The sequence below is a fragment of the Vibrio crassostreae 9ZC13 genome, assembly GCF_000272045.2.
GTDB lineage: Bacteria > Pseudomonadota > Gammaproteobacteria > Enterobacterales > Vibrionaceae > Vibrio > Vibrio crassostreae_C.
Genome location: NZ_AJYZ02000019.1, coordinates 1,047,695 through 1,073,965 on the forward strand (window position 1 = coordinate 1,047,695; position 26,271 = coordinate 1,073,965).

20 protein-coding genes and 1 pseudogene are annotated in these 26,271 nt (G+C 44.5%); 12 read left to right on the forward strand and 9 right to left on the reverse strand.

Annotated features, from left to right (window positions below; genetic code table 11):
- Positions 1 to 736: 736 nt before the first annotated feature.
- A complete protein-coding gene (locus A136_RS05820; RefSeq protein WP_017064852.1) occupies positions 737 to 2,173 on the forward strand; it encodes a glyceraldehyde-3-phosphate dehydrogenase in 1,437 nt (478 codons plus the stop codon).
- A 281-nt stretch (positions 2,174 to 2,454) separates the two neighbouring features.
- Here A136_RS05820 and A136_RS05825 read toward each other — a convergent pair whose 3' ends face one another.
- Complete coding sequence (locus A136_RS05825) at positions 2,455 to 3,534, reverse strand: hybrid-cluster NAD(P)-dependent oxidoreductase (protein ID WP_017064853.1); 1,080 nt, start codon at positions 3,532 to 3,534, stop codon at positions 2,455 to 2,457.
- Between the two features lie 119 nt (positions 3,535 to 3,653).
- Positions 3,654 to 5,315 carry a hydroxylamine reductase gene (gene hcp / locus A136_RS05830; RefSeq protein WP_017064854.1) on the reverse strand — a complete coding sequence of 554 codons (1,662 nt, stop codon included), beginning with the start codon at positions 5,313 to 5,315 and terminating at the stop codon, positions 3,654 to 3,656.
- Between the two features lie 273 nt (positions 5,316 to 5,588).
- On the opposite strand from hcp, the gene A136_RS05835 reads away from it, so the two are divergent.
- Together A136_RS05835 and A136_RS05840 are read left to right on the forward strand one after the other, a co-directional pair.
- On the forward strand, positions 5,589 to 5,819 hold the full coding sequence (locus A136_RS05835) for a hypothetical protein (protein WP_017061777.1): 231 nt from the start codon (positions 5,589 to 5,591) through the stop codon (positions 5,817 to 5,819).
- A 53-nt stretch (positions 5,820 to 5,872) separates the two neighbouring features.
- The gene (locus A136_RS05840; RefSeq protein ID WP_017064855.1) at positions 5,873 to 7,036 is read left to right on the forward strand and encodes an alpha/beta hydrolase; all 1,164 of its coding nucleotides are present in this window, start codon (positions 5,873 to 5,875) and stop codon (positions 7,034 to 7,036) included.
- A gap of 393 nt (positions 7,037 to 7,429) precedes the next feature.
- Here the strand turns inward: A136_RS05840 and A136_RS05845 are convergent, their stop codons facing one another.
- From A136_RS05845 to A136_RS05855, 3 genes are all read right to left on the reverse strand, one after another.
- Positions 7,430 to 8,044 carry a LysE family translocator gene (locus A136_RS05845; RefSeq protein WP_017061779.1) on the reverse strand — a complete coding sequence of 205 codons (615 nt, stop codon included), beginning with the start codon at positions 8,042 to 8,044 and terminating at the stop codon, positions 7,430 to 7,432.
- Positions 8,045 to 8,171: 127 nt separating this feature from the next.
- On the reverse strand, positions 8,172 to 9,092 hold the full coding sequence (locus tag A136_RS05850) for a LysR family transcriptional regulator (protein WP_017061780.1): 921 nt from the start codon (positions 9,090 to 9,092) through the stop codon (positions 8,172 to 8,174).
- The gene (locus tag A136_RS05855; protein ID WP_017064856.1) at positions 9,086 to 9,547 is read right to left on the reverse strand and encodes an Lrp/AsnC family transcriptional regulator; all 462 of its coding nucleotides are present in this window, start codon (positions 9,545 to 9,547) and stop codon (positions 9,086 to 9,088) included. Before A136_RS05855 ends, A136_RS05850 begins: the two co-directional genes overlap by 7 nt.
- Positions 9,548 to 9,801: 254 nt before the next feature.
- Between A136_RS05855 and yjeH the strand changes: the two genes are divergently transcribed.
- A complete protein-coding gene (gene yjeH, locus A136_RS05860) occupies positions 9,802 to 11,073 on the forward strand; it encodes an L-methionine/branched-chain amino acid transporter (RefSeq protein WP_017064857.1) in 1,272 nt (423 codons plus the stop codon).
- A 46-nt stretch (positions 11,074 to 11,119) separates the two neighbouring features.
- Here yjeH and A136_RS05865 read toward each other — a convergent pair whose 3' ends face one another.
- Positions 11,120 to 12,577, reverse strand: coding sequence for a PLP-dependent aminotransferase family protein (locus tag A136_RS05865; RefSeq protein ID WP_017064858.1), 1,458 nt, complete (start codon positions 12,575 to 12,577; stop codon positions 11,120 to 11,122).
- A 90-nt stretch (positions 12,578 to 12,667) separates the two neighbouring features.
- Between A136_RS05865 and A136_RS05870 the strand changes: the two genes are divergently transcribed.
- The gene (locus A136_RS05870; RefSeq protein WP_017064859.1) at positions 12,668 to 13,327 is read left to right on the forward strand and encodes a pyridoxamine 5'-phosphate oxidase family protein; all 660 of its coding nucleotides are present in this window, start codon (positions 12,668 to 12,670) and stop codon (positions 13,325 to 13,327) included.
- An 82-nt stretch (positions 13,328 to 13,409) separates the two neighbouring features.
- A complete protein-coding gene (locus tag A136_RS05875; protein WP_017064860.1) occupies positions 13,410 to 14,342 on the forward strand; it encodes an urea transporter in 933 nt (310 codons plus the stop codon).
- 10 nt (positions 14,343 to 14,352) lie between these two features.
- On the opposite strand, the pseudogene A136_RS05880 reads toward A136_RS05875, so the two are convergent.
- A pseudogene (locus A136_RS05880) lies at positions 14,353 to 15,183 on the reverse strand (helix-turn-helix domain-containing protein); the annotation flags it as partial.
- Between A136_RS05880 and A136_RS05885 the strand changes: the two are divergent.
- The 5 genes from A136_RS05885 (at position 15,182) to A136_RS05905 (ending at position 21,486) form a co-directional block, all read left to right on the forward strand.
- On the forward strand, positions 15,182 to 16,234 hold the full coding sequence (locus A136_RS05885) for an HlyD family secretion protein (protein WP_017064862.1): 1,053 nt from the start codon (positions 15,182 to 15,184) through the stop codon (positions 16,232 to 16,234). The pseudogene A136_RS05880 and the gene A136_RS05885 overlap by 2 nt on opposite strands.
- Before the next feature lie 680 nt (positions 16,235 to 16,914).
- Complete coding sequence (gene codB, locus A136_RS05890) at positions 16,915 to 18,153, forward strand: cytosine permease (protein ID WP_032546874.1); 1,239 nt, start codon at positions 16,915 to 16,917, stop codon at positions 18,151 to 18,153.
- A 9-nt stretch (positions 18,154 to 18,162) separates the two neighbouring features.
- Positions 18,163 to 19,440 carry a cytosine deaminase gene (locus A136_RS05895; protein WP_017064864.1) on the forward strand — a complete coding sequence of 426 codons (1,278 nt, stop codon included), beginning with the start codon at positions 18,163 to 18,165 and terminating at the stop codon, positions 19,438 to 19,440.
- 358 nt (positions 19,441 to 19,798) lie between these two features.
- Positions 19,799 to 20,011 carry a transcription antiterminator/RNA stability regulator CspE gene (cspE, locus tag A136_RS05900; protein ID WP_004740083.1) on the forward strand — a complete coding sequence of 71 codons (213 nt, stop codon included), beginning with the start codon at positions 19,799 to 19,801 and terminating at the stop codon, positions 20,009 to 20,011.
- 458 nt (positions 20,012 to 20,469) lie between these two features.
- Complete coding sequence (locus tag A136_RS05905; RefSeq protein ID WP_017060611.1) at positions 20,470 to 21,486, forward strand: GGDEF domain-containing protein; 1,017 nt, start codon at positions 20,470 to 20,472, stop codon at positions 21,484 to 21,486.
- Positions 21,487 to 21,616: 130 nt separating this feature from the next.
- On the opposite strand, the gene A136_RS05910 is transcribed toward A136_RS05905, so the two are convergent.
- A complete protein-coding gene (locus tag A136_RS05910; RefSeq protein ID WP_017060610.1) occupies positions 21,617 to 22,213 on the reverse strand; it encodes a malate synthase in 597 nt (198 codons plus the stop codon).
- 169 nt (positions 22,214 to 22,382) lie between these two features.
- Here A136_RS05910 and A136_RS05915 point away from each other — a divergent pair, with 169 nt between their 5' ends.
- Complete coding sequence (locus tag A136_RS05915) at positions 22,383 to 23,912, forward strand: DUF3612 domain-containing protein (RefSeq protein ID WP_081090203.1); 1,530 nt, start codon at positions 22,383 to 22,385, stop codon at positions 23,910 to 23,912.
- A gap of 554 nt (positions 23,913 to 24,466) precedes the next feature.
- On the opposite strand, the gene A136_RS05920 is transcribed toward A136_RS05915, so the two are convergent.
- A complete protein-coding gene (locus tag A136_RS05920) occupies positions 24,467 to 26,116 on the reverse strand; it encodes a DEAD/DEAH box helicase (RefSeq protein ID WP_017060608.1) in 1,650 nt (549 codons plus the stop codon).
- Between the last annotated feature and the right edge of the window lie 155 nt (positions 26,117 to 26,271).

A 26,271-nucleotide genomic window follows, 5' to 3' on the forward strand; every position in this document is an offset into this window, starting at 1 on the left:
TAAAACAAATATGCTTTAAACAAGTGCGCTTTAAACACGCGAGCTCTAGACACAAGATGTTTAAACAGGAGGAGTATAGATGAGAGAGCTGTATACAAACGAGGTATGAACAAGTGAAGTTTAACGAAGCAAACTTTATCCAGTTATTATCACTCGCATAATAAGCAAACGGCCACGCTTCTCGGCTCCACAAGGTTGGGAGTAATGACTCTATAAACCAACAAACACCGAAGTTAAGTGAAATTTGTGAGATCCAATCGTTTGCGTCATGCACTTTTCGCACTCGAATTCGGCGTATTCAAAGGTTGAACAAGAAAGCGCATTAATCACCTTATTTGTCGTTTACTGTTTACGTGTAACTTGAGCTAACGATCACACCTTTAATGATCACTATGACTGTTATTACATATAATATTTTGATTTGAGTATTTTTTGGCGAAAAATAAGTGCTACAGATTGTTAAAGTCAATAGCCTTTATCGACTCTGAAAACTTGATTTATGGCTAATATAAAGCCAACTTACAGATAATTTGTCTGCATTTATTTTTCCTAGCAGAATAACCCGTCGTACCTTACAATCCTGCCACATAAAAATTACAAGTTGCACACAAGGCATATCAAGCACATTTAAGTGGCAATAAAGACCACAGCCTGATGCCTCAAATCCCCTATGCTGATTGGCTTCCCTACAACCGCCATGAATGCAGAAACTTAACGTGAAAGGTCCCGAGTAAAGATGAGTCCCGAAAAGCACCTCCTAGACTGGCAAACTAGTCAAACTATTGCTGAATCCATCGCTCCAACTTTAGGTCAGTTATACCGTCAAAAAGGCGTAGAAGTTATCCTCTTCGGCAAGACCCTGGTTAACGCGACAACTATCGACATCATCAAAGCTCACCGTATCGCAAAACGTTACACTGGTTCTCCTCTTACAGCAGAACAGACTCAACCAATCATTCAACACCTTCTCTCTATGGACTTATCTCCATGTCGTATCGATGTTGGTCGCCTTGCCCACGCATTCTGGCAAGATCGCGAAGACACTCACGGTTTGGATGATTTTCTACAAACTGCACTTGTAGAATCGCTTCAAGGCGATGCAATGACAGAACCTCGTGACGTTGTATTGTACGGTTTTGGTCGTATTGGCCGACTGCTAACTCGTCTATTGATCGAGAAAAGTGGCCCAGGTTACCCACTTCGTTTACGTGCAATCGTTGTACGTGGTGGCAAAGACGGCGACCTAGAAAAACGTGCTAGCCTACTTCGTCGTGACTCTGTTCACGGCCAGTTCAACGGTAGCATCGTAGTTGACCAAGAACGTAAAGCAATCATCGTAAACGGCAACTTCATTCAAGTTATCTACGCAAACAAGCCAGAAGAAGTGGATTACACGACTTACGGTATTGAAAATGCACTTGTGGTTGATAACACAGGTGTATGGCGTGACGCTGAAGGCCTAAGCCAACACGTTGCGTGTAACGGTGCGAAGAAAGTACTACTGACTGCGCCAGGCAAAGGCGACATCAAGAACGTCGTATTTGGTGTGAACGAGAATGTCATTCAACCAGAAGACACAATCATCTCTGCTGCAAGCTGTACGACAAACGCAATCACGCCAGTATTGAAAGCGGTTCACGACAAATTCGGCGTACTTTCTGGTCACATTGAAACGGTTCACTCATTTACCAATGACCAAAACCTAATCGATAACTTCCACTCAGGCGACCGTCGTGGTCGTGCTGCATCATTGAACATGGTTCTGACATCGACTGGTGCTGCTAAAGCGGTATCAAAAGCGATGCCAGAAATGGAAGGTAAGCTAACAGGTAATGCGATTCGCGTACCTACGCCAAATGTTTCAATGGCAGTAGCAAACCTAAACCTTGAGAAAGGCACAAGCAAAGAAGAATTGAACGAGTACCTGCGTGAAATGGCGCTGTCTTCTTCTCTATCTGCACAAATTGATTACACAGACTCGACTGAGATTGTATCGACGGACTTGGTTGGCTCTCGCCACCCAGGCGTGGTTGACGGTGTTGCGACTATCGCACAAGACAACCGTGCTGTTCTGTATATTTGGTACGACAACGAGTTTGGCTACAGCTGTCAGGTTGTTCACTGTATGGAACAAATGATGGGTGTGCGCTACAAGACTTACCCTGAAGTATAAACTGCTTAGAGCCTGTAAATTGCTTAGATTCTATTACTTCCTTAGATTCTATAAACAGTTTTAGATAACCAGCTCCACAACATAATAATTATATCTGCGAGGTCTGTAATGGGCTTTGCAACCCTTCTTGTTTTACTCCCCCGTATAAACAGGAAGGTTGCCACTTAGATCTGCTCTCTCTATCTGATCTAAGTGGCCTTTTTACATCTAGAAAGCTAACTATTATCGCTATGACAAGAACTTTATCCTCGTCACTCTTGGAAAGCTTCACTTCACGTCTGTTACAACTCAATCTCAACATCTGACTGAATCGCACTCGAACACGCGAGTACATAACCTTGCTCAATCTGTTCCGGTGTCAATGTCTCTTGGCTGCTTGATTCCACCGAACCTTTGGTTACTTTACACTTACACGAACCACAAATCCCACTACGACAAGCGATGATAATTGGAACGCCTGCTTTCTCTAATGAATCAGCGAGTGGTGTACCCGCCTCCGCTTCTACTTCTGCGCCAAATGCAGGAACAAACACCTTAACGGCACTATTTGAATCTGCAGACGCTTCTGCTTGTAATTCTTCTGAAGCAGTATTGCTATTGGCTAGTGAATTATTACTTTGAGTCGCGGGAGTAAAACTTTCTTGATAGAAGTTATCCATGTTGAACTCAAGTTCTTTCAGGTAGTTCTCTATGTCTTGCATAAAGCTAACCGGCCCACACAAGTATACGGTTCTGTCTAAGATGTCTGGGCTGAGTGTTACCAACCAGTTCTTGTCTAGACGACCTTGGGGAGCAGTTGTTCCTTCACTGTCTTTCAGAAGCAACTTAAGGTTAAAGTTAGCGTGTGTCTCATCAAGTTGGTTAAGCTCTTCAAAGTAGATGGTCTCGCGTCGATTACGTGCCATGTGAACAAAATCGATTTCAATATCACTGCCTTGAGCCAACCAATACTTTGCCATCGCCATCACAGGAGTGATACCGCAACCCGCACTCACTAACGTTACTTTTTTTGTCGTCGTTGGCATGCAATCAATACAGTTAAACGCACCAGCAGGCTTCAATACAGAAACCTCATCACCTTCATCAAGTTCATCAACAATAAAGTTCGAAACCAAACCACCTTCCACACGCTTTACCGTCAGCTTCAGGCGGTTATCTTCAGGACAAGACGCTACAGAATAGGCACGGTAATCCGTTTTCGCCGGCATATCCAAACCCAGAGTAATAAATTGCCCTGGCTTAAAGTTGAAATGTAAGTCTTGTGGAACGCTGCCAAGCTCAAAGCTGACCGTATCCGGCGTCTCGTGCCATTTCTTTAAACACACTAAATTGATTGAATCGCTATCCGACCATGCATACATAGTTCGTGTACCTTGCTAATAACTAGATGATTAAATGACTAAAGATTTAAATCGAAAAAGCCCCGCCGTTGTCTGTTTTAGAAAAACGTCACAACAACGGGGCTTAGAGTTGGCTTAAATTAAGCCGCTAAGATTGTTTTAAGATCTTGCTCTGGCGTTGAAATAGAACGCATATCGAACTCGTCTTGCATAATCTTAAGTAGGTTTTCAGTTAGGAACGCAGGTGCTGTAGGGCCTGTGTAAATACCTTTCACACCAAGAGCGAACAGGGTAAGCAGGATAACGATCGCTTTTTGCTCGAACCAAGATAGAACTAGCGTTAACGGAAGTTCGTTGATACCACAATCAAACTCTTGAGACAGTGCGATAGCAAGCTGAATCGCTGAGTAAGCATCGTTACATTGGCCAACATCTAACAGACGTGGGATACCGTTAATGTCACCGAATTGGTTTTTGTTGAAACGGAATTTACCACATGCCAATGTCAGGATTACTGAATCTTCTGGCGCTTGAGCTGTGAAGTCTGTGTAGTAGCTACGTTCAGATTTGTCACCGTCACAACCACCGACTAGGAAGAAGTGTTTGATGTTGCCTTCTTTCACTTGCTCAATAACCGCAGGTGCCGCTTCCATCAGTGCGTTACGACCAAAACCGACAGTGATCATTTGCTCGATCTCGTCATGTTTGAAGCCTTCTTGCGCAAGAGCACAGTCGATTACCGCACTGAAATCATCGCCTTCAAGGTGATCAACACCAGGCCAGCCTACGATGCTACGTGTAAATAGACGATCAGCGTATGAGCCTACATCTGGGTTAAGTAAGCAGTTAGATGTCATTACGATGGCACCAGGGAAGTTAGCGAATTCTTTTTGCTGGTTCTGCCAAGCGCTGCCGTAGTTACCCGCAAGATGTGGGTACTTGTTCAGTTCAGGGTAACCGTGTGCAGGTAGCATCTCACCGTTAGTGTAAACGTTGATGCCCTTGCCTTCAGTTTGTTGAAGGATCTTTTCTAGATCATGCAGGTCGTGACCAGAAACAAGGATACAGTGACCTTGCTTCGTCTTCACATTCACAGTTGTTGGTTGAGGGTGACCAAATGTATCTGTCTCGCCTTTATCCAGCATTTCCATGACTTTGTAGTTCATCAAGCCAATCTGCATAGACGTATCTAACAGTTGTTTTAGGTCTGATGGATCCGTACCTAGGAAAGCCATGATTTCATGGTATTCAGCAAAGATAGCATTGTCAGTTTGACCAAGAACACGTGCGTGCTCCATGTAAGCTGCTGCACCTTTTAGCCCGTAAAGACAAAGAAGGCGAAGACCAATCACATCTTCGTGTTGAGAGTCGTGACCACGGTTTACCGCCGCTTGAGGGGCAAGCGCCAATAGCTCTGAAGAGTCCGTTGGAAGGTCGAATTGAGCAGCAGCAGAAAGCGCTGGGATCTCAAAACCAATCAATGTCGCTGCCGCGCGAACCTGTTGTTCTAAGCGCTGCTTAAATTCATGAGATTGCTGTGCAAATTCAATGATACGAGCAGGGTCGAAGTTAACGTTGGTTAATGTTGCGAAAAACGCTTTTGGCGCCCACTCGTCGATTTCAGTATCAATAACATCACACGCACGGCCCAAATTGGCCCAAAAAGAAACACCTTGAAGAGAATGCACCAACACGTCTTGAAGGTCGGATACTTCAGACGTTTTTCCACACATGCCTTGTGCGAAAGAACAGCCTTTTACGGTTGGGGTTTGAATTGTTTGTTCACATTGAATACAAAACATATAAGGGCTCCAGTAATTTTTATTAACTGTAAGTACTTTGCTTACAGTGACTTATTCCAAACCCTATAGAGCATTAAGCGTGCCAACCTTTAAGTTATTGATTTTATTTAACTTAGTTTTATTCCATATTTTTAGTGCGTGATTATGACTACATATAAACTCCCTAACAGCACACATCCGTGTCATAGTGACTCTCTGAGATTTATTAACGACGTTCATGTTTCGTTCAGAATAGAAGCGATAAAGTAACAACATAGAAAAAGAGGAATGAATATGAAAAATATATTAGTTACGATTGTTGCATTGTTTACTGGCCTTTTGGCGTTATTCACAAGCTTGATCCTTGCTATTCCTTTAGCTATTGCAGCTTTAATTACTGGCAAGCGCATTCAGAATCAAATGAAGAAACAAGGTTTCGCAGCACATATGAACACTCGTCAGTCATCAACCAATGATGCCGGTGTTATTGAAGGTGAATACGAAGATCTTTCAAGCAAAAAGTAACCTAAACTTTAGTTTCAGACATAGTGAAAGCACAACAGAGACAAAATTACATAATGCAAAGAAAGCCCCTCCTAGCACTGCTGGCCTTAACGACTTTAAGTCTCGTTGGTTGTTCCAACGAGACACCGATACCCGCTTACGAAACATCTCCAGACTTGCCTAGCTATCAGCAAGACAGCTTTGATGCCTACGTCAATGACACACAAGATTGGTTATTGAAAAACCGCGTGTTCATGACGGAAGACAAGCAACTCGAGATCCAACTCAATTCACCAACCGAGTATCAACCAACCTCGCCAAACGGCAAGGCGGTATTATTGGTTCATGGATTAGGCGACTCACCTTACTCATTTAAAGACATCGCTACCCATTTGGCAGAGCAAGGTTACTTAGTGAGAACCGTATTACTTCCGGGTCACGGCAGTCGCGTGGGTGATTTAATGCAGCCGAGCCTAGAAGATTGGCAAGGTGTGGTGGCTCATCATACGAAGTTACTTGAGCAAGAGTATGATTCTGTTTGGCTAGGCGGCTATTCAACCGGCGCGAACCTCGTGACTTCACAGGCGATGAACGATCCAAAGATCTCTGGGTTACTGCTGTTCTCACCTGCGTTTCAACCGAGCTCGTCTGCCGTTCAATACGCGGGACTAGCAAGCTACTTTGTCACTTGGGCGGATCAAGATCCTGAAGACAATGTGTTGCGTTACAACTCGTTGCCAATGAATGGTGCATCGGTTTACTACGAGACATCAGAAGTCGTACGTGGTGACTTACAAGATAAACACTTCGATAAACCAGTTTTTATTATGATGAGTGAAGGCGACAGCGTGATTGACACCAACTACGTTCAGCAAGCCTTTATTGAATCTATGCCGAATCCAAACAATGTGTTGGTTTGGCAAGGAGAGACGACTCTCGAGGATCCTCGCGCTGTTCAGTACAGCATGAAGATCCCAGAGCAACGCATCTCGAACGGCTCTCACATGGGCTTACTGTTCTCACCAAACAACCCTTATTACGGAATCAATGGTAGCGAGAAGATTTGCTCCAATGGTCAGGCAGAAGGGTTTGAAGAACAATGCAATGCAACCAGTGAGGTTTGGTACTCAGCTTGGGGCTATCGTGAAGAAGGGAAGAACCATGCGCGTTTGACCTACAACCCCTACTTCTCAGACTCGATGGCGAAGCTAGATGCCGTACTGAACTCTGAAGGCTAATAAGCTCAAGTCTTCCAAAAGCTAATCCAGAGAAATCAAAAAGGCTCACTAGATAACGTCTAGTGAGCCTTTTTTAATGAGTGTCGTTTCTGGTGAACGTCTAGGGTCTGTTGACCTTTAGAGCTGATTTTTGCAGCACTTTGTGGGAAATTTCTACAAGGCAGAGGCTTTGAAGTGTAGCTAGCCTACATGAGAAGCCGATAACGCAGTAGAAATGAACCACAAAGGCTGCCCGAAGGGTTCGGCTAGAATCGTTTTATGCTTTGTTAAGAAGTATTAACTTAGAATGACTAGGCTACATACTCCTTGCCGCGCCTAAAACGATTCTATCTCGAACAAAATTTAACCACTAAAAGTTAACAGACCCTAGTTACTTATTCTTATCGTTTACTGCTATATCGTCCACACCACGCGAACAGCAAGCAGGATCAGCACCACGCCAGATAGTCGATCAATCAACTGAGCTTTCGAGCGAATACGTTCAACAATCAACGGGCTAGACAGTACCAAGGTGATAAAGGTGTACCAAAGGCCGTCGACAATCAGCGGCGTTGAGACAATAATCACTTGATTGGTCAGTTCATTACCTAGCGCTACAAATTGGCTAAACAGAGCGATGAAGAACAGTGCGATCTTTGGGCTCAAGATAGAGATCAAGAAAGCCTCACGAGCAGACTGCATGTAACTCATCTTTTCACCCGCTTCTAATTTCGCGGCAACACCACCTTTCGAACGTAACGCATTAACGCCAAGATAAAGCAGATAAGCAGCCCCCGCTAAGCTAATACCTTTAAATAACATTGGGGATTGCTCAAGCACAACGGCTAAACCAACAATGGTTGCGAACGCATAAATACCGATACCAGCAGCGTGTGACCAAGCTGCGATAAGCCCGTTCATACGGCCACCAGCCAAACTGTGTTTAGCGATCATCGCCAAGCTTGGGCCCGGAGACATTGCACCCAACAAGCAAATCGCTAATAAAGAAAACCAAATTGTTACTGTCATCATTCCATTCCTAATAAAATAAAGCGTTCCAGCTGAACGCTCTACGCTTAATACTCAATACTTGGCACTTACCATAATTCGCATGAGGTATTATTTGAAATCAAAGATTATCATCACACCTATGATTTCAAGTCATACTGATATTGTAACTCGACTTTTGCATGGCTTGGAATGCTTTTTCTCGCGCCCATTTGTGGGCAGAGTCGTTGTCATATTTAGGATGCCACATTAACCAATAGGTATGCATTTCCGTATCAAATGGCAACGAAAAGTAGGTAGTATCGAGGTGTCGACCTAGGTTATAGGCAATATGTTCTGGCACGATCATCAGATAGTCGTCTTGCAATAACACAGTACCAGCAGATGAAAAGAACGGAACCTGTAAAGCCACTCTTCGCTTCAGCCCTTGCTTCTTCAATGCTATGTCCGCGTAACTGTCTTTATCTCCACCACCCGTCACTTTGATGTGAGAGTAGTGAACAATATCTTCTGCACTCAAAACCGCTTGTTGAGCCAGCGGGTGCGACTTTCGCATCAAACACACCGACTTATCTTCACCAAGTTTGATACTTGAGACATGTTCTGGCTTTGTGGGAAACATACTAGAAGCCAAATGAATCCCAGACTCGTTCAGTGCTTCAAGGTAGTTTGGCTGCCACAATCGATAAGCCAAATTAATGTTCGGCGCTTCAGCAGACACCTCTGCCACAATCACAGGAAGAATATACTGAGCGACATAATCACTCGAAGACAACACCAATTCCCCCTGCCAGTCTTGCGGCTCGAAGGGTTTATCATCTAACAGGTGGTCAAACTCGCCAAGCAGGTCGTCGAGTTTACCTTTGAGTAGCAATGCACGGTTGGTCGGCACCAGTTTGTTGCCGTCACGGACCAGCAAAGGGTCGCCACACAAATCACGTAACTGGCTGAGCTGACGGCTCACCGCGGATTGTGTGATATGCAAACGTTGGGCGGCACGGCTCACATGACACTCTTCAAGAAGTACATGCAGTGAACGCAGTAGGTTTAAGTTGATATTGCCTAACATGAATGCACCGTCGTATTCTGTTTGTTGAAAAACTCGGTCAAAACCGTATGAGTCATTAAGTGGCGAAGATCCGGGTAACTTTGCAGCTGATCGCGAACTCGGTTCAAGCTCTCCATGCTTTCCACTTCCACGTACAACATCATATCTGTCTCACCGCTAATAGAGTGGCACCATTGCACCTCATCAATACTCTGGATTTGTTTCGCGTAAGACTCACAACTATGGTCACTACTCGACATGTCGAACTTCAACAAGATATAAGCGCACACATTCTTCGTTTGGTTGGGTTCTGCCACTTGAGCGCAGTAGCCCGTAATCACTTTGTCGCTTTCCAGTTTCTTGATTCTGGCGTTCACCGCTGAGCGCGAGAGGCTGACATCTCGGGCGATATCGCTCACTGAGCATCGTGCATTGGTTTTGAGAATATCCAAAATCTGGCGATCAAATTTATCCATGCTTCTGATTCTTTTCATTTATTGTTCTATTTATAACGCCTAATTTGACACAACTTTCCTACTTATAACAGCCATTCTGACAGCCGACACTTTCACACTGAATCGGATTAATACCGTTAAAATGACGGTGTCTTACGACGTTTCGCTAGCTGTATTATTGATGTCAACAATGTATGCTTTCAATCATAACTTCTCACACACCAGAAGAAAGTTACTGGAAGACCGTGACCAGAATCAAATAGCTAGGAGAGCGAATGACACAACTCAAACAAGAAATCACGCTTATTTCAGGAATCGGACAACTCTCGACGACCTTGCTAGGCACTGGATTATTTATGATCCCTGCGATCGCAGCAGGCATTGCAGGACAGTTGTCTCTTCTCGCTTGGTTAATCCTGTTTATCGCTATTTGCCCGATTGCACTGACCTTCGCATCATTAGGAAAACGCTACCCGAATGCAGGTGGTACTGCCTATTTTGTGCGCCAGGCGTTTAGCGAGCGATTAGAAACAAGCGTGGCGTGGTTGTTTGTGAGTGTTATTCCTGTCGGTATTCCAGCGGCCATTGCACTGGCTGGTGGTTTTGCTCAACAATTGTTACCCGCACCTCTCGATACACCACTTGGTGCTCAATCCTTTACCGTCGCCCTGCTTATTGCCGTCAATTTGATGGGCAGTAAATCTTCTGGCCGACTGCAAACCGTGATCGCATTGTCGATTTTTGCCTTAGTCAGCGCTTTTGTTTGGAAAGCCGACATCACGGCAACCGATGTTGCTCTTCCTGCCATCTCATCCAATTCAATGTGGTCTATCGGCGCTGCTTTAGCTGTCATGTTTTGGTGCTTTGTCGGAATAGAAGCTTTTGCTCACATGGGAGAGGAATTCAAAAATCCACAACGTGACTTCCCAATCGCCATCATTGCAGGCTGTTTTGTTGCGGGGCTAGTGTACTGGGCTTGTTCAGTAGTGATTCTTAAGCTGGGTGCTTTCGGTTCATCTGAATTCGATGCCGCATCCATCCCTTGGGTAACAGAACAACTGTTTGGTAATGGCTTCAAAACCGTCATCAGCGTGCTGGGGTTCTTTGCTTGCTTTGCCAGCCTAAACCTTTACACACAAAGCCTGTCTCGGATGATCTGGGCTCAGGCCCGCCAACACAGCCCTGCAAGTCGAATGGCTCAACTGAACAGCCGCGGCGTACCGCTCTACCCAACGTTAGCAATTGGCTTTGTCGTGCTTATTTCGTGTGTGATTGGTGAGCTGTCTAATTTAGACCTTGAGTTCTTTCTCAAGCTCGCCAACGGTATTTTTGTTCTGGTTTATCTGCTCGCAATGTTAGCCGCTTGCCGATTACTAACAGGCGCATCTAGATACACTGCCATGCTTTCATTGGTCATCTGTACCTTGGTGTTTATCTGTTTAAGTTGGTCGATGCTCTATGCTGTGATTGTTTTTGTGACATTGTCACTCCCTTGGCGGAAGTGGCTAGGTAAAGGTAAACCCACCGTCTCTATCGACAAGTTGTAACTCGATTCGTGATGAATCAGAAAATGGTAAACAAGCCCTACCAATATTACTGATAAAAAAGCCGAGCGATCTGTTTGATCTTCGGCTTTATGTCAGCCAATCGGATATTTCCAAACCCCAACACCACCCCACTCCAATCACGAGCATCACTTGATCCATATTCATAAAAATCAAACGGACGAATGATGATATTTTCAAGCTCAGCTCTATGACTCCATTCAGTCTCAGATATACCTTGATACCACTTCACGGTCACATGTAGCCCTGCTGCCTGACTGATCACTTCAAGATCACCGTTAAACTCGCTTTCAATCGCTTCTATCATCGCTTCATACTTGAGTTTGTATGACCGACGCATCTTTCTAATATGACGCAGCAAGTCGCCTTCTCGAACAAAATCCGCCAAAGCTTCCTGTGTGTGGGACGCCGTGTCTCCAGTGAGCGCGTCTTTGATCTCAAGACACTTCGCCACCAGACTTTCTGGCACCACTAAGTAACCTAAGCGGAGTCCGTTGAACATGACTTTACTCAGCGAACCAACATAAATGATTCGTTCATCAAACCCGAGTTTACCCGCTAAGCCTTGCATACTGGTGTAAGGGCGATGAGCAAACTGGAACTCACTGTCATAGTCATCTTCAATGATCCATGACTGATGTTGATTGGCCCAGTCGATCAGTTTAAGGCGTTGCTCAGTATTTAAAGTCGTGCCCATTGGGTATTGGTTACTCGGTGTGACATACAGAGCCTTAGCATTACTGGCCAACACTTTTTCAATATCTAGCCCCACCTTTTCACGCACACTTACACGATCCAGCTCTAATCTCAACAGATCGATAATTTTATGCACTTGTCGATAACCGGGCTCTTCCACGAGGATTTTTTCGCCCATCGCTAACGTCGCCATTAATCCGATTGAGATGGCTTGCTGCGCACCTGCGGTGATGATGATTCTGTCGGCACTGCAATGAACGGAACGACTGCTTGCAAGATACCCACTCAACGCTTCCCTCAAGGCTGAGCTTCCCTGAACCTCTTGATTGCCCGCAATGTTCTGACGTGTAGAGTGACGTTGCAGCAACCTCTGCCATTTCGCAAAAGGGAACGCATCTAAGTCAGGAACTCCTGGGGCAAAGCTGCGGTTAATGTCGTTAGGTGTCGCTATGTTTGTACTCGGTTTACTGACTGTTTGTTTGACCTTCGGATCCTGAACACTGTTTGGCTTAGACAAACTTAGAAAGTGTTCTGGTTGTTCAACCGAGACATAAAACCCTGAGCCTTGCTTACTCTCGATATAGCCTTCAGTAACCAGTTGTTCGTACGCATAAATCACCGTATTTCGACTCACCGATAACTCGACAGCCAACTTACGTGTTGAAGGTAACTTACTTCCCTTGCTCCATAAATCTTGAACGATCTTCTCTCTTATCGCGTGGAACAAGGCGGTTTGACGCGTGCCGTGTTGTTCGTCTAACTGTAGATCACCGACATCGATAGGCTGCATAACTGGATCCAAATAGTGTTTAAAAGTGGCCCTATTTAATAGACCAGTTAATCGCTACATTAATCAAAAGGCAATGATTAAGGAGCGATTATGTTATCTAACACGAAAAGAACCACGATTAAAAAAGGGGCTCACAAAGCCGTATTTGAACAAGAGAAACTGCACCAAATTATTGATGAGAGCTTAATCGCACACATTGCATTGCAGGGCGAACAAGGACCAATGGTCATCCCGATGCTCGCGTGGCGAGTGGGTGATATAGTCTACATTCATGGAGCTAAAAACAGTCGCCTACTAAAAGGACTAAAAAAGGGAGAACCAACCTGTTTAACGTTCACCTTGTTCGATGGTTGGGTGCTGGCTCGTTCGGCATTTCATCATAGTGCGCATTATCGTTCTGCTGTGGTATTGGGGTCATTTTCAGTCATCGATGACAATCAAGAAAAGGATCGCTTGTTGAATATCTTTATTGAGCAAATCGCACCGGGCAGAACCGATGAAGTGAGGCTCAGTAATGAAAAAGAACTCACTGCGACCGAGTTGTTGGCGATACCTTTAACAGAAGCTTCCGTGAAGATTGGTAAACATGGAGTGAATGATGATAAAGCCGATATGGGCATTCCAGTTTGGGCTGGCGTATTACCCTATAGAACTGTTGTTGGGCCGTTAGAAACCGTTCCAGAACAAGAAGGCATCATTGAAACACCAGATTACCAACAAGCTTATGGTGAACGCTGGTATCAGAATTAACACTCGAAGATGGTGAACTTGATAAAATTGTATACAATCTGAATTACAAAAATTTAACATGACTCAATAATGTAATCAGACGATGAAAACGAACAAGGATATTCTGCCGTTTCAAGGCTTGCTCAATGGCATTGGGCAAGTCTATTTCACACCGTCTATCATGACGTCGACTTTGCTGTTGCTTGCCATTTCTATTGAGTCACTGGCGCTGGCTTTTCTTACCTTACTTGGCGCCAGTTGCAGCTATGCATTAGCTTTCTATGGCTATATGTACACCAACACCAACACCAACACCAACAAGTCAGTTGACGACATTGATAGTGGAATGTACGCGCTAAATGGCGCTTTGATTGGTTTATTTATCGGTAACTTTTTTGGTGTGACACCATTATTGGCTTTAGTGACTGCGTTAGGTGCATTACTCACGGTGCCGATTGCCCACATCGTATTCAGTTTTGAGAAATATCGCGGTTACACTAGCGCCTTTATCCTCACCACTTGGCTGATTTATATTATCCAATCAACCTTTGAGCTGTCAGCGTTTTCTGCACCTGATTCCGCACTGATGCCACTCATCAGTATTGAGGCTAACTCGTGGTTCAACCTGCCGACAGTGGTGATCCCGTTGTTAAAAGGGATAAGCCAAGTCAGCTTCATCGAAAATGCGTTGTCGGGGCTCGTTATCTTAGTCGCCATCGCACTCAACAATATCAAGCATGCCATTTGGGTTATGCTCGCAGTAATAATTAGCACCGTATTTAGCGGGTTGATTGGCGCTTCTAACGAACTGGTAGCCCAAGGTCTTTACGGGTACAACGCCATTCTTGCCACTTTAGCACTTGTGCCCTATCCGCGAATCCGTTGGCCGTTAATCCTATTAGGCATGCTGTTAAGCTGTCTCATCACACTTGGTTTTCATGAACTGTCACTGTTACCACTCACCGCCCCTTTCATTTTGAGTACTTGGGGGATGGTTTACTTGTCCAGCCTGATCCATAAACGAACCATAAGTTAGCTCTGAATAGTTACAGGCCAGTTTTTAGGCGCTCAACATATTGCTTGGGTGTCAAACCTCGATGTTTCTTAAACATCCGATTAAAGCTCGCGACATTGGTATAGCCGAGCCTCGTCGCGACTTTATCTATTGGCACTGAATACATCAACAACTCCACCGCCACATTACTTAACGCATAGCCCATAATGGTAGAAAAGTTGATGCCTAAGTTATGCAATCGACGTTGAAATTGCTGTTCAGATAACCCAAGCAAACTCGACACTTTATGCAGTGTTGGCAGGCCGAAATGGCGACTGTAATTGATCATCTCATAGGTCACCTTATGCTCATCCGCGGCATCAGGCATGTTGAGGTAATTATCTAAGTCATGAAAGTTCATTGCCAAGCTCATCTTGCCGCTAGAAGGGGCTTGATTGCTCGATAACCTCGACTGGCTTGGTATCCAGATTTCAGTTCGTGGCTGGCCCCACTGAATATTGCACCCAAAATACTCTTGATAGAGTTGAGTGTTCTCGCGATAACCTGCGATAGAGACGGCTGCGGGAGTAAAGTCGTCTCCCAAGTAACGCCTTAATATCTTCATCATAAAGATGGCAACTCGAATTGAGTCATGAACTTTACCCACCTCAGTATAAGCAGGATTGTCGTAGCACCATTTGATGAAATTACCGACTTGAGCGCCATATAGAAAAGCCCCGGACTGCAAACAGTGCAACCCGATGTTAACTCGGCGTATAGACGACGCCAGATCGTGCCCCGAGAAAAACCAGTTAGAGAGAGGACCTAGCCTTTCAATATCCACTCTATCAGCCAGCTTCAAGATAATATCGGGAGGCTCAGTGGTTCAGTCTCCACATATTCAGCTGCGTCCCGATTCAACTAATGTGTCGGGAAAAACTTCTAAAGTCCACATCCACCCGAACCAGGATGTGACTGAAGGACAACTAATTTACGAAATTGATGACACCAAATATGTCATAGCAAGAGACAAAGCCAGCGTTCAACTTGAGTCTGCAGAGGTCGCTTTAGACACAGCTCGTCAAGAAGTGAGCATTGCAAAAGTCAGCTATCAATCGGCGCTTGAAGACATCAAAGCTTCAGTCGCACAAATAGATTCGGCTAAAACAGACTTAGTACTGCAGTCAAAGACGCTTGATCGTTACCAGAAGCAAAACAAAGTGGTAGAACATACGATCACTGAAACTGACATCGACCAACAAACAGCAAAGGTAGACTTAGCGACGTATAACGTTACGACATTGGAATCTCAGCTTAGCAAGAAAGAAGTCGATGCCGAGAATGCGAAGTTGAACATCCACAAAGCTGAAACCAATGTGAGCAAGAAGCAAACTGAGGTCGATTCAGCAAAGGCAACACTGGCACAAGCACAATGGGACTTGAACAGCACCAAAGTCACGGCACCGACTGACGGCTTTGTAACGAACTTTATTCTTCGTGAAGGTCAGCGTGTTTCAATGATGCCTCGTATCCAGATGTATACCGAAGAGAAGTACGTGCTGATGCGAGTTAACCACCAAGCGATTCGTAATATTAAGGTCGGTCAACCTGCGGAATTTGCGACAGCGGTATACCCAGGAAAAGTGTTCTCTGCAACCGTAGAAGGCATTGTAGAAGCCACTGGTGAAGCGCAAGCAAGTTTGCTGGGTATCGATGAGCAGGTTCGTGTTACCACAGGCAAAAACCTTCAGAACAAGCACCACTTTGTTCGTTTAAAAATTGATGAGGCAGAGGGTTACGATATTCCTGTTGGCTCTGTCGGATTAGCGTGGGTAAGCGGTGAGAAGCCTATCAGCTTTATGGCGTTCCTAGACGTAATACGCGGGATCATCATTAGAATGAAGTCTCAACTGTACTTCTTCTACTCCATCTAATACTTCCTATTGGTGAAACAATACCCAAGCCCGTGCGCTCTTAGATCGCACGGGCTTTTTGTTTATTTCACCATTTGTCGCCAGAAAGAACACAAACCCGAAAAACGAATAAACACTCTAAAGTTGCAAATCGCAATTGCATTTTGCAATTGGACATTTCAAAAACGCAAATTAAACGCTCAAATACGCACCAGATTGCTATAAAACTGCCGTTTTACGTGGTTTTAAAAGTTGGCACACTAACTGCAATGTATATATTGACCCTTCTTAAGCCGAGGGTCACCTAGCCAACTGACGTTGTTAGTGAACCTATTCTTGTTCACAAAATATATAGGCCAATTGCGATTATTGCGATTGGCTATTTTTTTGCCTGCAGTTTGGCCAACCGCCCTCTTTTTCGATACAGACACCCATTCAGACGTATAATAATAAGCATTCATAGCCAACCAAGAACAGCAGATAACCAACGCATTATAGAAAACGTTTTCTATTTGTTTTTTTTAAATAAAGACAGAAAATAACCCTATGTTTTACAAGATAATTACTACAATAACTGGTTTTTATGGGCAATTATTGACAAAATTAGCATTGACTATGTGATTTATATCACCATAATGCGCAAGTTTGCCTGTAATACGGCGACCGTTAATTTTAATTTTGATCATTTGCGGAGGTAAAAAATGGCTGCTGATAATAACTACAGTCTAGGGCCGGTTCCTACATCGGCTAGGAAAGGAGTCGCTTCACTCACCATGGTAATGCTTGGACTCACTTTCTTCTCTGCAAGTATGTGGACAGGTGGTTCACTCGGGACAGGTCTTTCATTCAACGATTTCTTCCTCGCCGTTCTCATCGGTAACCTAATCCTCGGTATTTACACTTCTTTTCTTGGCTACATCGGCTCATCTACTGGCCTCTCTACCCACCTCCTTGCTCGTTTCTCTTTCGGTACTAAAGGCTCATGGCTTCCTTCTGCTTTACTTGGTGGTACACAAGTCGGTTGGTTTGGTGTGGGTGTTGCGATGTTTGCTATTCCAGTACAAAAAGCAACGGGCATTGATACCAACACCTTGATTATCGTATCTGGCTTGTTGATGACGGGGACAGTGTACTTCGGCATTAAAGCACTAATGGTACTTTCAGCGATTGCAGTACCTGCGATTGCGATTTTGGGTGGTTACTCAGTACTGACTGCCGTAGACAGTGTTGGTGGACTAGAGCAACTGCAACTAATTAAACCGGAGACGCCAATGGACTTCTCAATGGCGCTAGCAATGGTTGTAGGTTCGTTTGTAAGTGCGGGGACGTTAACTGCCGATTTCGTTCGCTTTGGTAAAAAGCCAGCAAGCGCAGTATTGATTACTATGGTTGCATTCTTCATCGGTAACTCGCTGATGTTTATCTTCGGCGCAGCAGGCGCAGCAGCAACAGGTCAGGCTGATATTTCAGATGTGATGATCGCGCAAGGCCTACTGCTTCCAGCCATCATCGTGCTTGGATTGAATATCTGGACAACCAATGAAAATGCACTTTATGCATCTGGTCTGGGTTTATCTAACATCACTGGTCGCTCAAGTACTACAATGTCTATCATTAACGGCATTATCGGTACGATTTTCGCGCTTTGGTTATACAACAACTTCGTTGGTTGGTTAACCTTCCTTTCGCTGGCGATTCCACCAATTGGTGGTGTAATCATCGCCGACTTCTTCGCGAACCGTAAACGTTACAAAGATTTTGCAAATGCAGAGTTCCAAACCGTTAACTGGGCTGGCATTATCGCGGTAGCAACAGGCGTAGCCGCTGGTCACTTCCTACCTGGCGTTGTTCCTTTGAACGCAGTGTTAGGTGGTGCAATCAGTTACCTCGTGCTTAATCCTCTATTGAACAAAAAAGCTCTGAAATCTCAGGCCGCTTAAGGACACACTATGACAACCTTATTAATCAAGAACGCGAAACTTCAAGACCAAGAGGGCTTGAAACAGATTCTGATTGAAAATGGTCAATTTTCTCGCATTCTCGATAATGACGCGCAAATCAATCATCAAGGCGACATCCTTGATGCTGAAGGTGGCATTGCAGTTACTCCTTTCTGTGAACCGCACATCCACCTAGATACTACTCAAACTGCTGGTGAGCCTAACTGGAACATCTCTGGCACTTTGTTTGAAGGTATTGAGCGTTGGGCTGAGCGTAAAGAACTGCTATCAATCGAAGACGTAAAGTCTCGTGCCAAGCAAACACTGAAATGGCAGATAGCTAACGGTGTTCAACACGTTCGTACGCACGTTGATGTGTCAGACCCAACACTCGTTGCGTTAAGAGCGATGGTTGAAGTTCGTGAAGAGATGAAAGAGTGGGTCGACATCCAGATCGTTGCATTCCCTCAAGAAGGCATCCTTTCATACCCTAACGGCAAAGAGTTGCTTGAAGAAGCAGTGAAGATCGGCGCTGACGTTATCGGTGCTATCCCTCACTTCGAATTCACTCGTGAATACGGTGTTGAATCTCTGCATTACGTGTTCGAGCTTGCACGTAAGTACGACTGTCTGATCGACGTTCACTGTGATGAAATCGACGACGAACAGTCTCGCTTTGTGGAAACATTAGCAGCTCTTGCTCATAAGTTTGAAATGGGCGAGAAAGTAACCGCTAGCCACACGACTGCAATGGGCTCTTACAACGGTGCTTACGCATCTCGCCTATTCCGTCTATTGAAGATGTCTGGTATCAACTTCGTGGCAAACCCGTTAGTGAACATTCACTTACAGGGCCGTTTCGACGATTACCCGAAACGCCGCGGTGTAACGCGCGTTAAAGAGATGCTAGCAGCAAACATCAACGTTTGTTTTGGCCACGATGATGTGTTTGACCCATGGTACCCACTGGGCACAGCGAACATGCTTCAAGTTCTGCACATGGGACTGCATGTGACACAGGTTATGGGCTACGATCAAATCAACAACTCACTTGATTTGATCAGCAAGAACTCTGCTCGCACATTGAACATACAAGACAACTTCGGCATCGAAGAAGGTAAGCCAGGTAGCTTACTGATTCTTCCTGCTGACAATGGCTTTGATGCAGTGCGCCGCCAAGTACCAGTGCAGTACTCAATACGACACGGTAAGGTGATTGCAGAGACTCAACCAGCGAAAACAAAAATAAATTTAGATCAAACTGAAGATATCAACTTTAAGCGTTAATATCGTCTATACTAATGATCAAAAGGAAGCTGAGATGCTTCCTTTTGTTGTGTTGGACGAAGCGACAAAACTATCACTAAATCAGTGTAAATCTTGTACATTCGCACGGTATGACAAAAAAAGCACAAATTTCTTAAGCAATGCGTGTACATCTCAAAAGACTGTGTTAACATGCTCTCGCTCTGTTAGCCGGAGTTATTTAAGTTAGATGAATAGTAAAAAATTGACATGTAAAATCGTTACCCGTTTTTGTAAGTAGTTTTTCCTTATTTCTTAGCAATATTAAATAATTCAATTATCAGCGCATTGCATTAAATGCAATCAACAACTTAGAAAATTTATGAATAAGGGACAAATTATGTCTAACACAAATACTGGCACTGTAAAATGGTTTAACGAAGAGAAAGGTTTCGGCTTCATTTCTCAAGACAACGGCGGCGCTGACGTATTCGTACACTTCCGTGCAATCGTTTCTGAAGGCTTCAAAACTCTGAAAGAAGGCCAAAAGGTTTCTTTCGAAGTTGAAAACGGTCAAAAAGGCCTACAAGCAGCAAACGTTGTTGCTCAATAATTAGCTCTTATAGCTAAAAAGAATTTTAAAGCGCTGATTTTTATCGGCGCTTTTTTATGCCTGCTCATAAACATTTCCCCTCTTGATGCAAGCTTCACCCGTTAACTCTGAACAAATACAAATCACCAGCCAAGCCTCCCAATCTAACCACTCTCAGTTAAAGCTCGACGCCCAAATAACTTCACTTTTTGTATGCACTTCCAGAGACAACAACACTCATTTCTCAGCAATCTTTTGATACTAACTCACGCTACGCCGAAAGTTTGATAAGCCCAAATATGGTTAAAGAACAATCCATTAGATTGTACTTATGAATACGCAATCGATATTCATAATAAAAATGAGTTGTTTATCCAATCCTCATCCACTAATTATATAATTTTTAAAGCAAAGACCTTCGAAATCCGCTAACCTTGTTCGCAAGTGGCTTAGTTGTTTTGGTATCTGCAGTAAAAATAATGAACAAAGACGAATTTCAGAAATCCACCGCAAATCTAAAAAAAGCGGTGCCTCTTATGATGAAGAACAGGGTGTCAACGACACCTGCAAATTACGCACTTTGGTACACCTATGTCGATAACGCTATTCCCCAGCTAACTCAAGACATGGATGGTGTTTTAGAACACTACGGTATTTGTCCTCCTGCCGTTGGTGAGCAGCTATACAACAATTATGTTGCCAGCAAATCCGAAACCAATATCAATGACCTTCGCGCTAATTTGGAACTGTTAGTTTCTGAAGTTTCCAATTCAATGAATGACACCCTGACCGACACCTCCGCTTTTTCTGACATGATCGATAAAAGCTTCGAGGACTTGGCTCGTGTTGATAATGAAAGCTTATCTATTGATGAAGTGATGTCCTTGGTTCGACAGCTGGTGTCTGAATCCCGTCATATTCGTCACTCTACTCAGTTTTTAAACTCTCAGCTAAACTCTGCAACCTCAGAGATCACCAAGCTAAAAACCCAGTTAGTAGAAGTTCAGAAAGATGCGCTTTTCGATAGTACAACCACACTCTATAACCGTCGCTCTTTCGACCGTGACATAGAAACCCTGTGTGAAGCACAACAATCTTTGTGTCTGATTCTTCTCGATATCGACCACTTTAAAAATTTCAACGACACCTATGGCCACTTGTTTGGCGATATGGTGCTTAAAGCGATCGCTCGCAAGCTGAAGTTAAGTTGCCGTGAAGGTATTTCTGCCTATCGATTTGGTGGTGAAGAGTTCGCGCTGATTGTGCCTAACAAGTCTTTGCGTATTGCTCGTCAACTCGCTGATACCAATCGTCGCTCTCTAGAAAAGCTGTCGATTAAAGATCGCCGCAGTGGTCAACAAGTCGGCAGTATCACTGCATCGTTTGGTGTCGCTGAACTTGAACCCGGCGAATCAGCTCAATCGCTGATTGAACGTGCTGATAAGCTACTTTATGAAGCGAAATCACTTGGCCGTAACCGAGTCATGCCTTTGTAAAACACACCAACAATGCTCTTATCGACATATTAGTCGGCTCGTATTGAGACTAGAAAGCCCCAAAGTTCATTATCTTCGGGGCTTTTTTTCTTTAGTTGTATAAATTACTTTAGCTAACTAGGATTCACCGTTAGATCTGGAAGCAATAATTCAAGCAGTAGTCTTCACCACTCTTTGCTCTGAACTCTTTATCTTCACTGCATGCCTTTGGTTTACCCTTTGCGTCACCTTGAATCAAACTGATCCAGTGGCGCATCGCTGCAATGGTCTCTTCACGCATTGTGGTTGTTGCTTCCATTGGTGATTGGCCAAACGTGGTGCATGATTCCAACTGAATATCATCAATTTCTACTAGCTCAATACAACCTGTCCCTTTGTGGCAACCAAACATCACCTCTAGGTGGCTGCCACTGCCATCTCGAAACAAGATAGAGTCTGGGTCGTTCTTCTCACCCATGTACGCTACAAACTGCTTAGGGTGCTTCAGACCGCTGTGCTGACCGTCTTTAAAGTAAGCCATAATATGGCGGTAATCGACTACGTAGCTGGTTACGTCTTGATGTGAGCCATTCTCTAGTGGGAATAGTCGATCAAGCAGCTGCTTTGCTTTCACTTGCTTTTCAGTTTGCTGATTAGCATTGATTGTCTCCACGGCAAAGACAGCTTCAGCGATAAATGGCTTTGATTGTTTTTGGATTTCTGTTTTATCGAATGTAAGCATATTCATAGTCTTTCCCTCTTGACCAGTCCGGTGATAACCACCGATTTCTACAGCAAAAATGTGTCCTAGAGCAATTATTCCAAACTAACGTTTAATTTATTTGTCATTTTGTGAATTGCTTAGTTTGTAGATTAGCGCTTTTTTACATACAATTTCACAACAAAAATTTTACAATGTGAATTTTACAAATATGGCCTTGTCAAAAAGTTTAGTTCGTCAGTCACATTTCCTAGGTACGAAAATACGTAACCTAAGAAAACGTAACCATTTAACGATGGAAGACCTGTCTGCGCGTTGTATTAGAATCGACCCAGAATGTGCTCCTTCCGTTTCTTACCTTTCAATGATTGAACGTGGAAAGCGGGTTCCGAGCATCGATATGCTGGAAGTGATTGCACAGGTCTTTCAGAAGAATCCGACGTGGTTCCTCGACGACGAATCTGAACAACAAGCCATTGCTCCTGATAAGGGGAATCGTGGTGGGATAAGTGGCATGGCGCTCGAGCCGAGCTTCCTATTCTCAAACGACATCCTGCAAATTGCGATTCCTGAGATGCTGTCACAAACGGGCATTTCAGGCCGCCAGTTTGCGCACCTCTTGATTCGAGCACACCAAGAGAGCAACCAGAACCACTTCCCTGACCTTGAGCGCGCTGCGGAAGAAGTAGGCTTAAAACGTCTTAACCTCAGCGTAGAAGACCTGATAGACATCGCTAGAAGCCTAGGAATCAACATCCGCTGGGTGACGCGCACGCCGCAAGACGTCGTCGATGAGCTCGGAATTAACGCTAAGCAGTTAGTGACCTCCTTCTTTGAGCCTCCCGGTACTATCTTCTTAAACGAGATTCTTAAAGAGTATCCAACTCGTCTGAAATACGACCTTTCGGTTTATATCGGTCATTGCATTCTGCACAGCAAAGAAGGCCTAAAGAGTGTGTTGTCGGTCGGTAACAACAACACGTGGGACGACAACCAGGTATCAGGCTCTTCACAGCTCAACTCCCAAGATATTCTTCAAGCATGGCGAGACTTCGAATCCAGCTTCTTTGCTGGCGCACTTCTGTGCCCGAAAGTCCCGTTTAGGCAGCTACTTGACCGCACTGGTTACGAAATCGACGTTCACAAAAGAGCAGGGGTTTCCCCCTCTGTTGCGATGCGTCGAATGACTGTAGTATCGCCCTACCCTCACTGGCACTACTTTGATGCTTATGGGCCGGGGAAACTCAAGGCGGTATATCGCGGGAACGGGATTCCGCTACCTTGGGGAAATATGAGAACGGTCGCTGACCCATGTCAACATTGGGCTGTGTTCCGTCGATTATCAGAACCTCGAGCGGGAAGCTCGGCTCAAATCTCCATTTTGAACGTGGGTGATGAGCCAAGAATCTACTGCTGTGAATCCATCAATATGACGGATCCTGCGGGTAACAATCGTGTGTTGTGTGCTGGTATAGATCTCAACCCTGCGATTGATGCTCAAGGCGGTAATTCAAGAGACATAGCAGAGCAGCTTAAAGCGTCATGCGTTAACAATGGTGGCTCTGTGGCAATTCCGCGTAACATCAAAAAAGATCTCACGACAATAGCCAAGATTCTAAATATAAATTGGATTGAACGTGGGATTGAGACAGAGGCGAGGCTTATCTGCTCCAGAGGTGGAGAATGCCCACGCCAACCAAGCTGTTACTCTAAGTGTGGTGAGTAAAAAAGTAATAACAAAAAATAGAACCTAAATTTCAGGCAAAAAAAACCAATCACAATAAGGGTGATTGGTCATATATTTTGTGTGAACAAAAAAGGTTCACTAACAACGTCAGTTGGCTAGGTGACCCTCGGCTTAAGAAGGGTCACCATTACTAATGCAGCATGCGTGCCAACTTTTAAAACACGTATTTACTACGCATCTGGACACGTATTGGCCGGATATCCTTGTTTGTTTTGCAAACTGGAATTGCAAATTGCAAAATTCAACAAAAACGCTAGAGATTATGTTATTATTAATGAATAATTAAAGATTCATTACCCTTCCCAAAAATATCATATTTCCCTTAGATTCAATCACTTTAAACAGCAATAAACCTCCCCTAGCTTACTCAAGCTATACGGTTACTCAACATAAACAACGCCCATAAAAAAACGCGAACATTGAGATTCAATATTCGCGCTTATTCGATTTCTATGACAGAAAGAACTTAACCCACGAGACGCCTTTTTATAAAGCGACTCATGTTCGTTGCTCTTTCAATATCTCAGAAAAGATTACTTCTGAGGAGCTGGCTTAGAACGGCTTCGAGACGGTTTGTTTGTCGAAGGTTTGTTGCTTGTCGGCTTATTTGACGACTTGCTTGGGCCGTAGCTACCGCCGTAACCAGACTTCTTAGGTTTGCCTGCAGGTTTACCCGCGTTGTTTGGCTTACCAGTACCGTTAGATTTACCCGCACCGCTTGGTTTGCTCAGAGTGTTCTGAGCACCTGCGTTATTTGCAGCAGGTTTATTGCCCGCACTACCGCGTTTAAAGTTGCTGCCGTTGTTTCTTACTGATTTATCTTCAGTTGTCGCAGCTGAGTTGTTTTCAGCAGGTTTCTTACCAGATGTCGGCTTACGCTTTGGAGCCGAACCATTACCAGCTACATGACGCTTGTTCTTACCTGCTGGCTTGTGCCCGCGAGCGTTATCACCAGAGCGTTGACCATCAGCATGTTCACGTGGCTGTTTTGCTTTCTTCGGTTTCTTAGGCTTGATTGGACGTGAATCCAAGCGAGACTCAGGTAACTTATTTACTGGAGAGAAACCTTCCAGTTCACGACGCTCTAGCACTTGTTGAATCAGGCGTTCAATACCGAACAGCTCACCCACTTCATCAGCACAAACCAATGAAATCGCTTTACCTACTTCACCTGCACGGCCAGTACGACCGATACGGTGTACATAGTCTTCTGATACATGAGGAAGATCGAAGTTAACTACTTGAGGCAGTTGCGGGATATCGATACCACGAGCGGCGATATCAGTTGCAACAAGTACTCGTACCTTACCTGTTTTGAAGTTCTCTAAGGCTTTAGTACGTGCACCTTGGCTCTTGTTACCATGGATAGGTGCAGCAGTGATGTCTTGCTCTTCAAGGAAGCGAGCAAGCTTGTTCGCACCGTGTTTCGTCTTGCTGAACACCAACACTTGTTGCCAATCGTTATCTTTGATTAGCTTCGCTAGCATTGCGCTCTTTTTCTTTTTGTCTACTGGGTAGATGCTTTGCTCAACCGTTTTTGCCGTCGAGTTTGCAGGGCTTACTGAAATCTCAACAGGATTGTTCACTAAGCCTTTCGCTAAACTGCGGATATCATCAGAGAACGTCGCTGAGAACAGTAGGTTCTGACGCTTCTTAGGCAAGAAAGCTAAGATCTTACGAATATCGCGGATGAAACCCATGTCTAGCATGCGGTCCGCTTCATCTAGCACTAGGATTTCTAGTTGGTCAAAACGCACTGCATTTTGGTTGTATAGGTCAAGTAGACGACCAGGTGTTGCCACCAACACGTCACTACCTTTACGCAGTTTTTGCATCTGAGGGTTAATCTTCACACCACCAAACACGACCGTCGAAGTCAGCGGTAAGTTAATACCGTACTTCACTACGCTGCCATTCACTTGCGCAGCAAGCTCACGAGTTGGCGTTAGCACGAGCGCACGAACTTGGTTCTGACGTACGCGAGTACCTTTCGATAACATTTCAAGAATAGGTAGCGTGAAGCCTGCAGTTTTACCTGTACCTGTTTGAGCAGCGGCCATAACATCTTTGCCCGTTAGGACAGCTGGCACGGCTTTCTCTTGTATTGGTGATGGCTTATCGTAACCTTGTGCTTCAATAGCTTTAAGGATCGGTTCAGAAAGGCCAAGGGAGGTAAAACTCATAGATTATTTTCTCAGTTGAATAACATTTAGTATGAGCAACACGTTAAAAAGTGCGTTGCTTCAGCTTTTGCTCATCAAATACATTGATACGGAGCAAAGCGCGGTATTCTGAGGCTTTTCCCCCCATTCAGCAACTAAATTCTAATCGCAGCTAA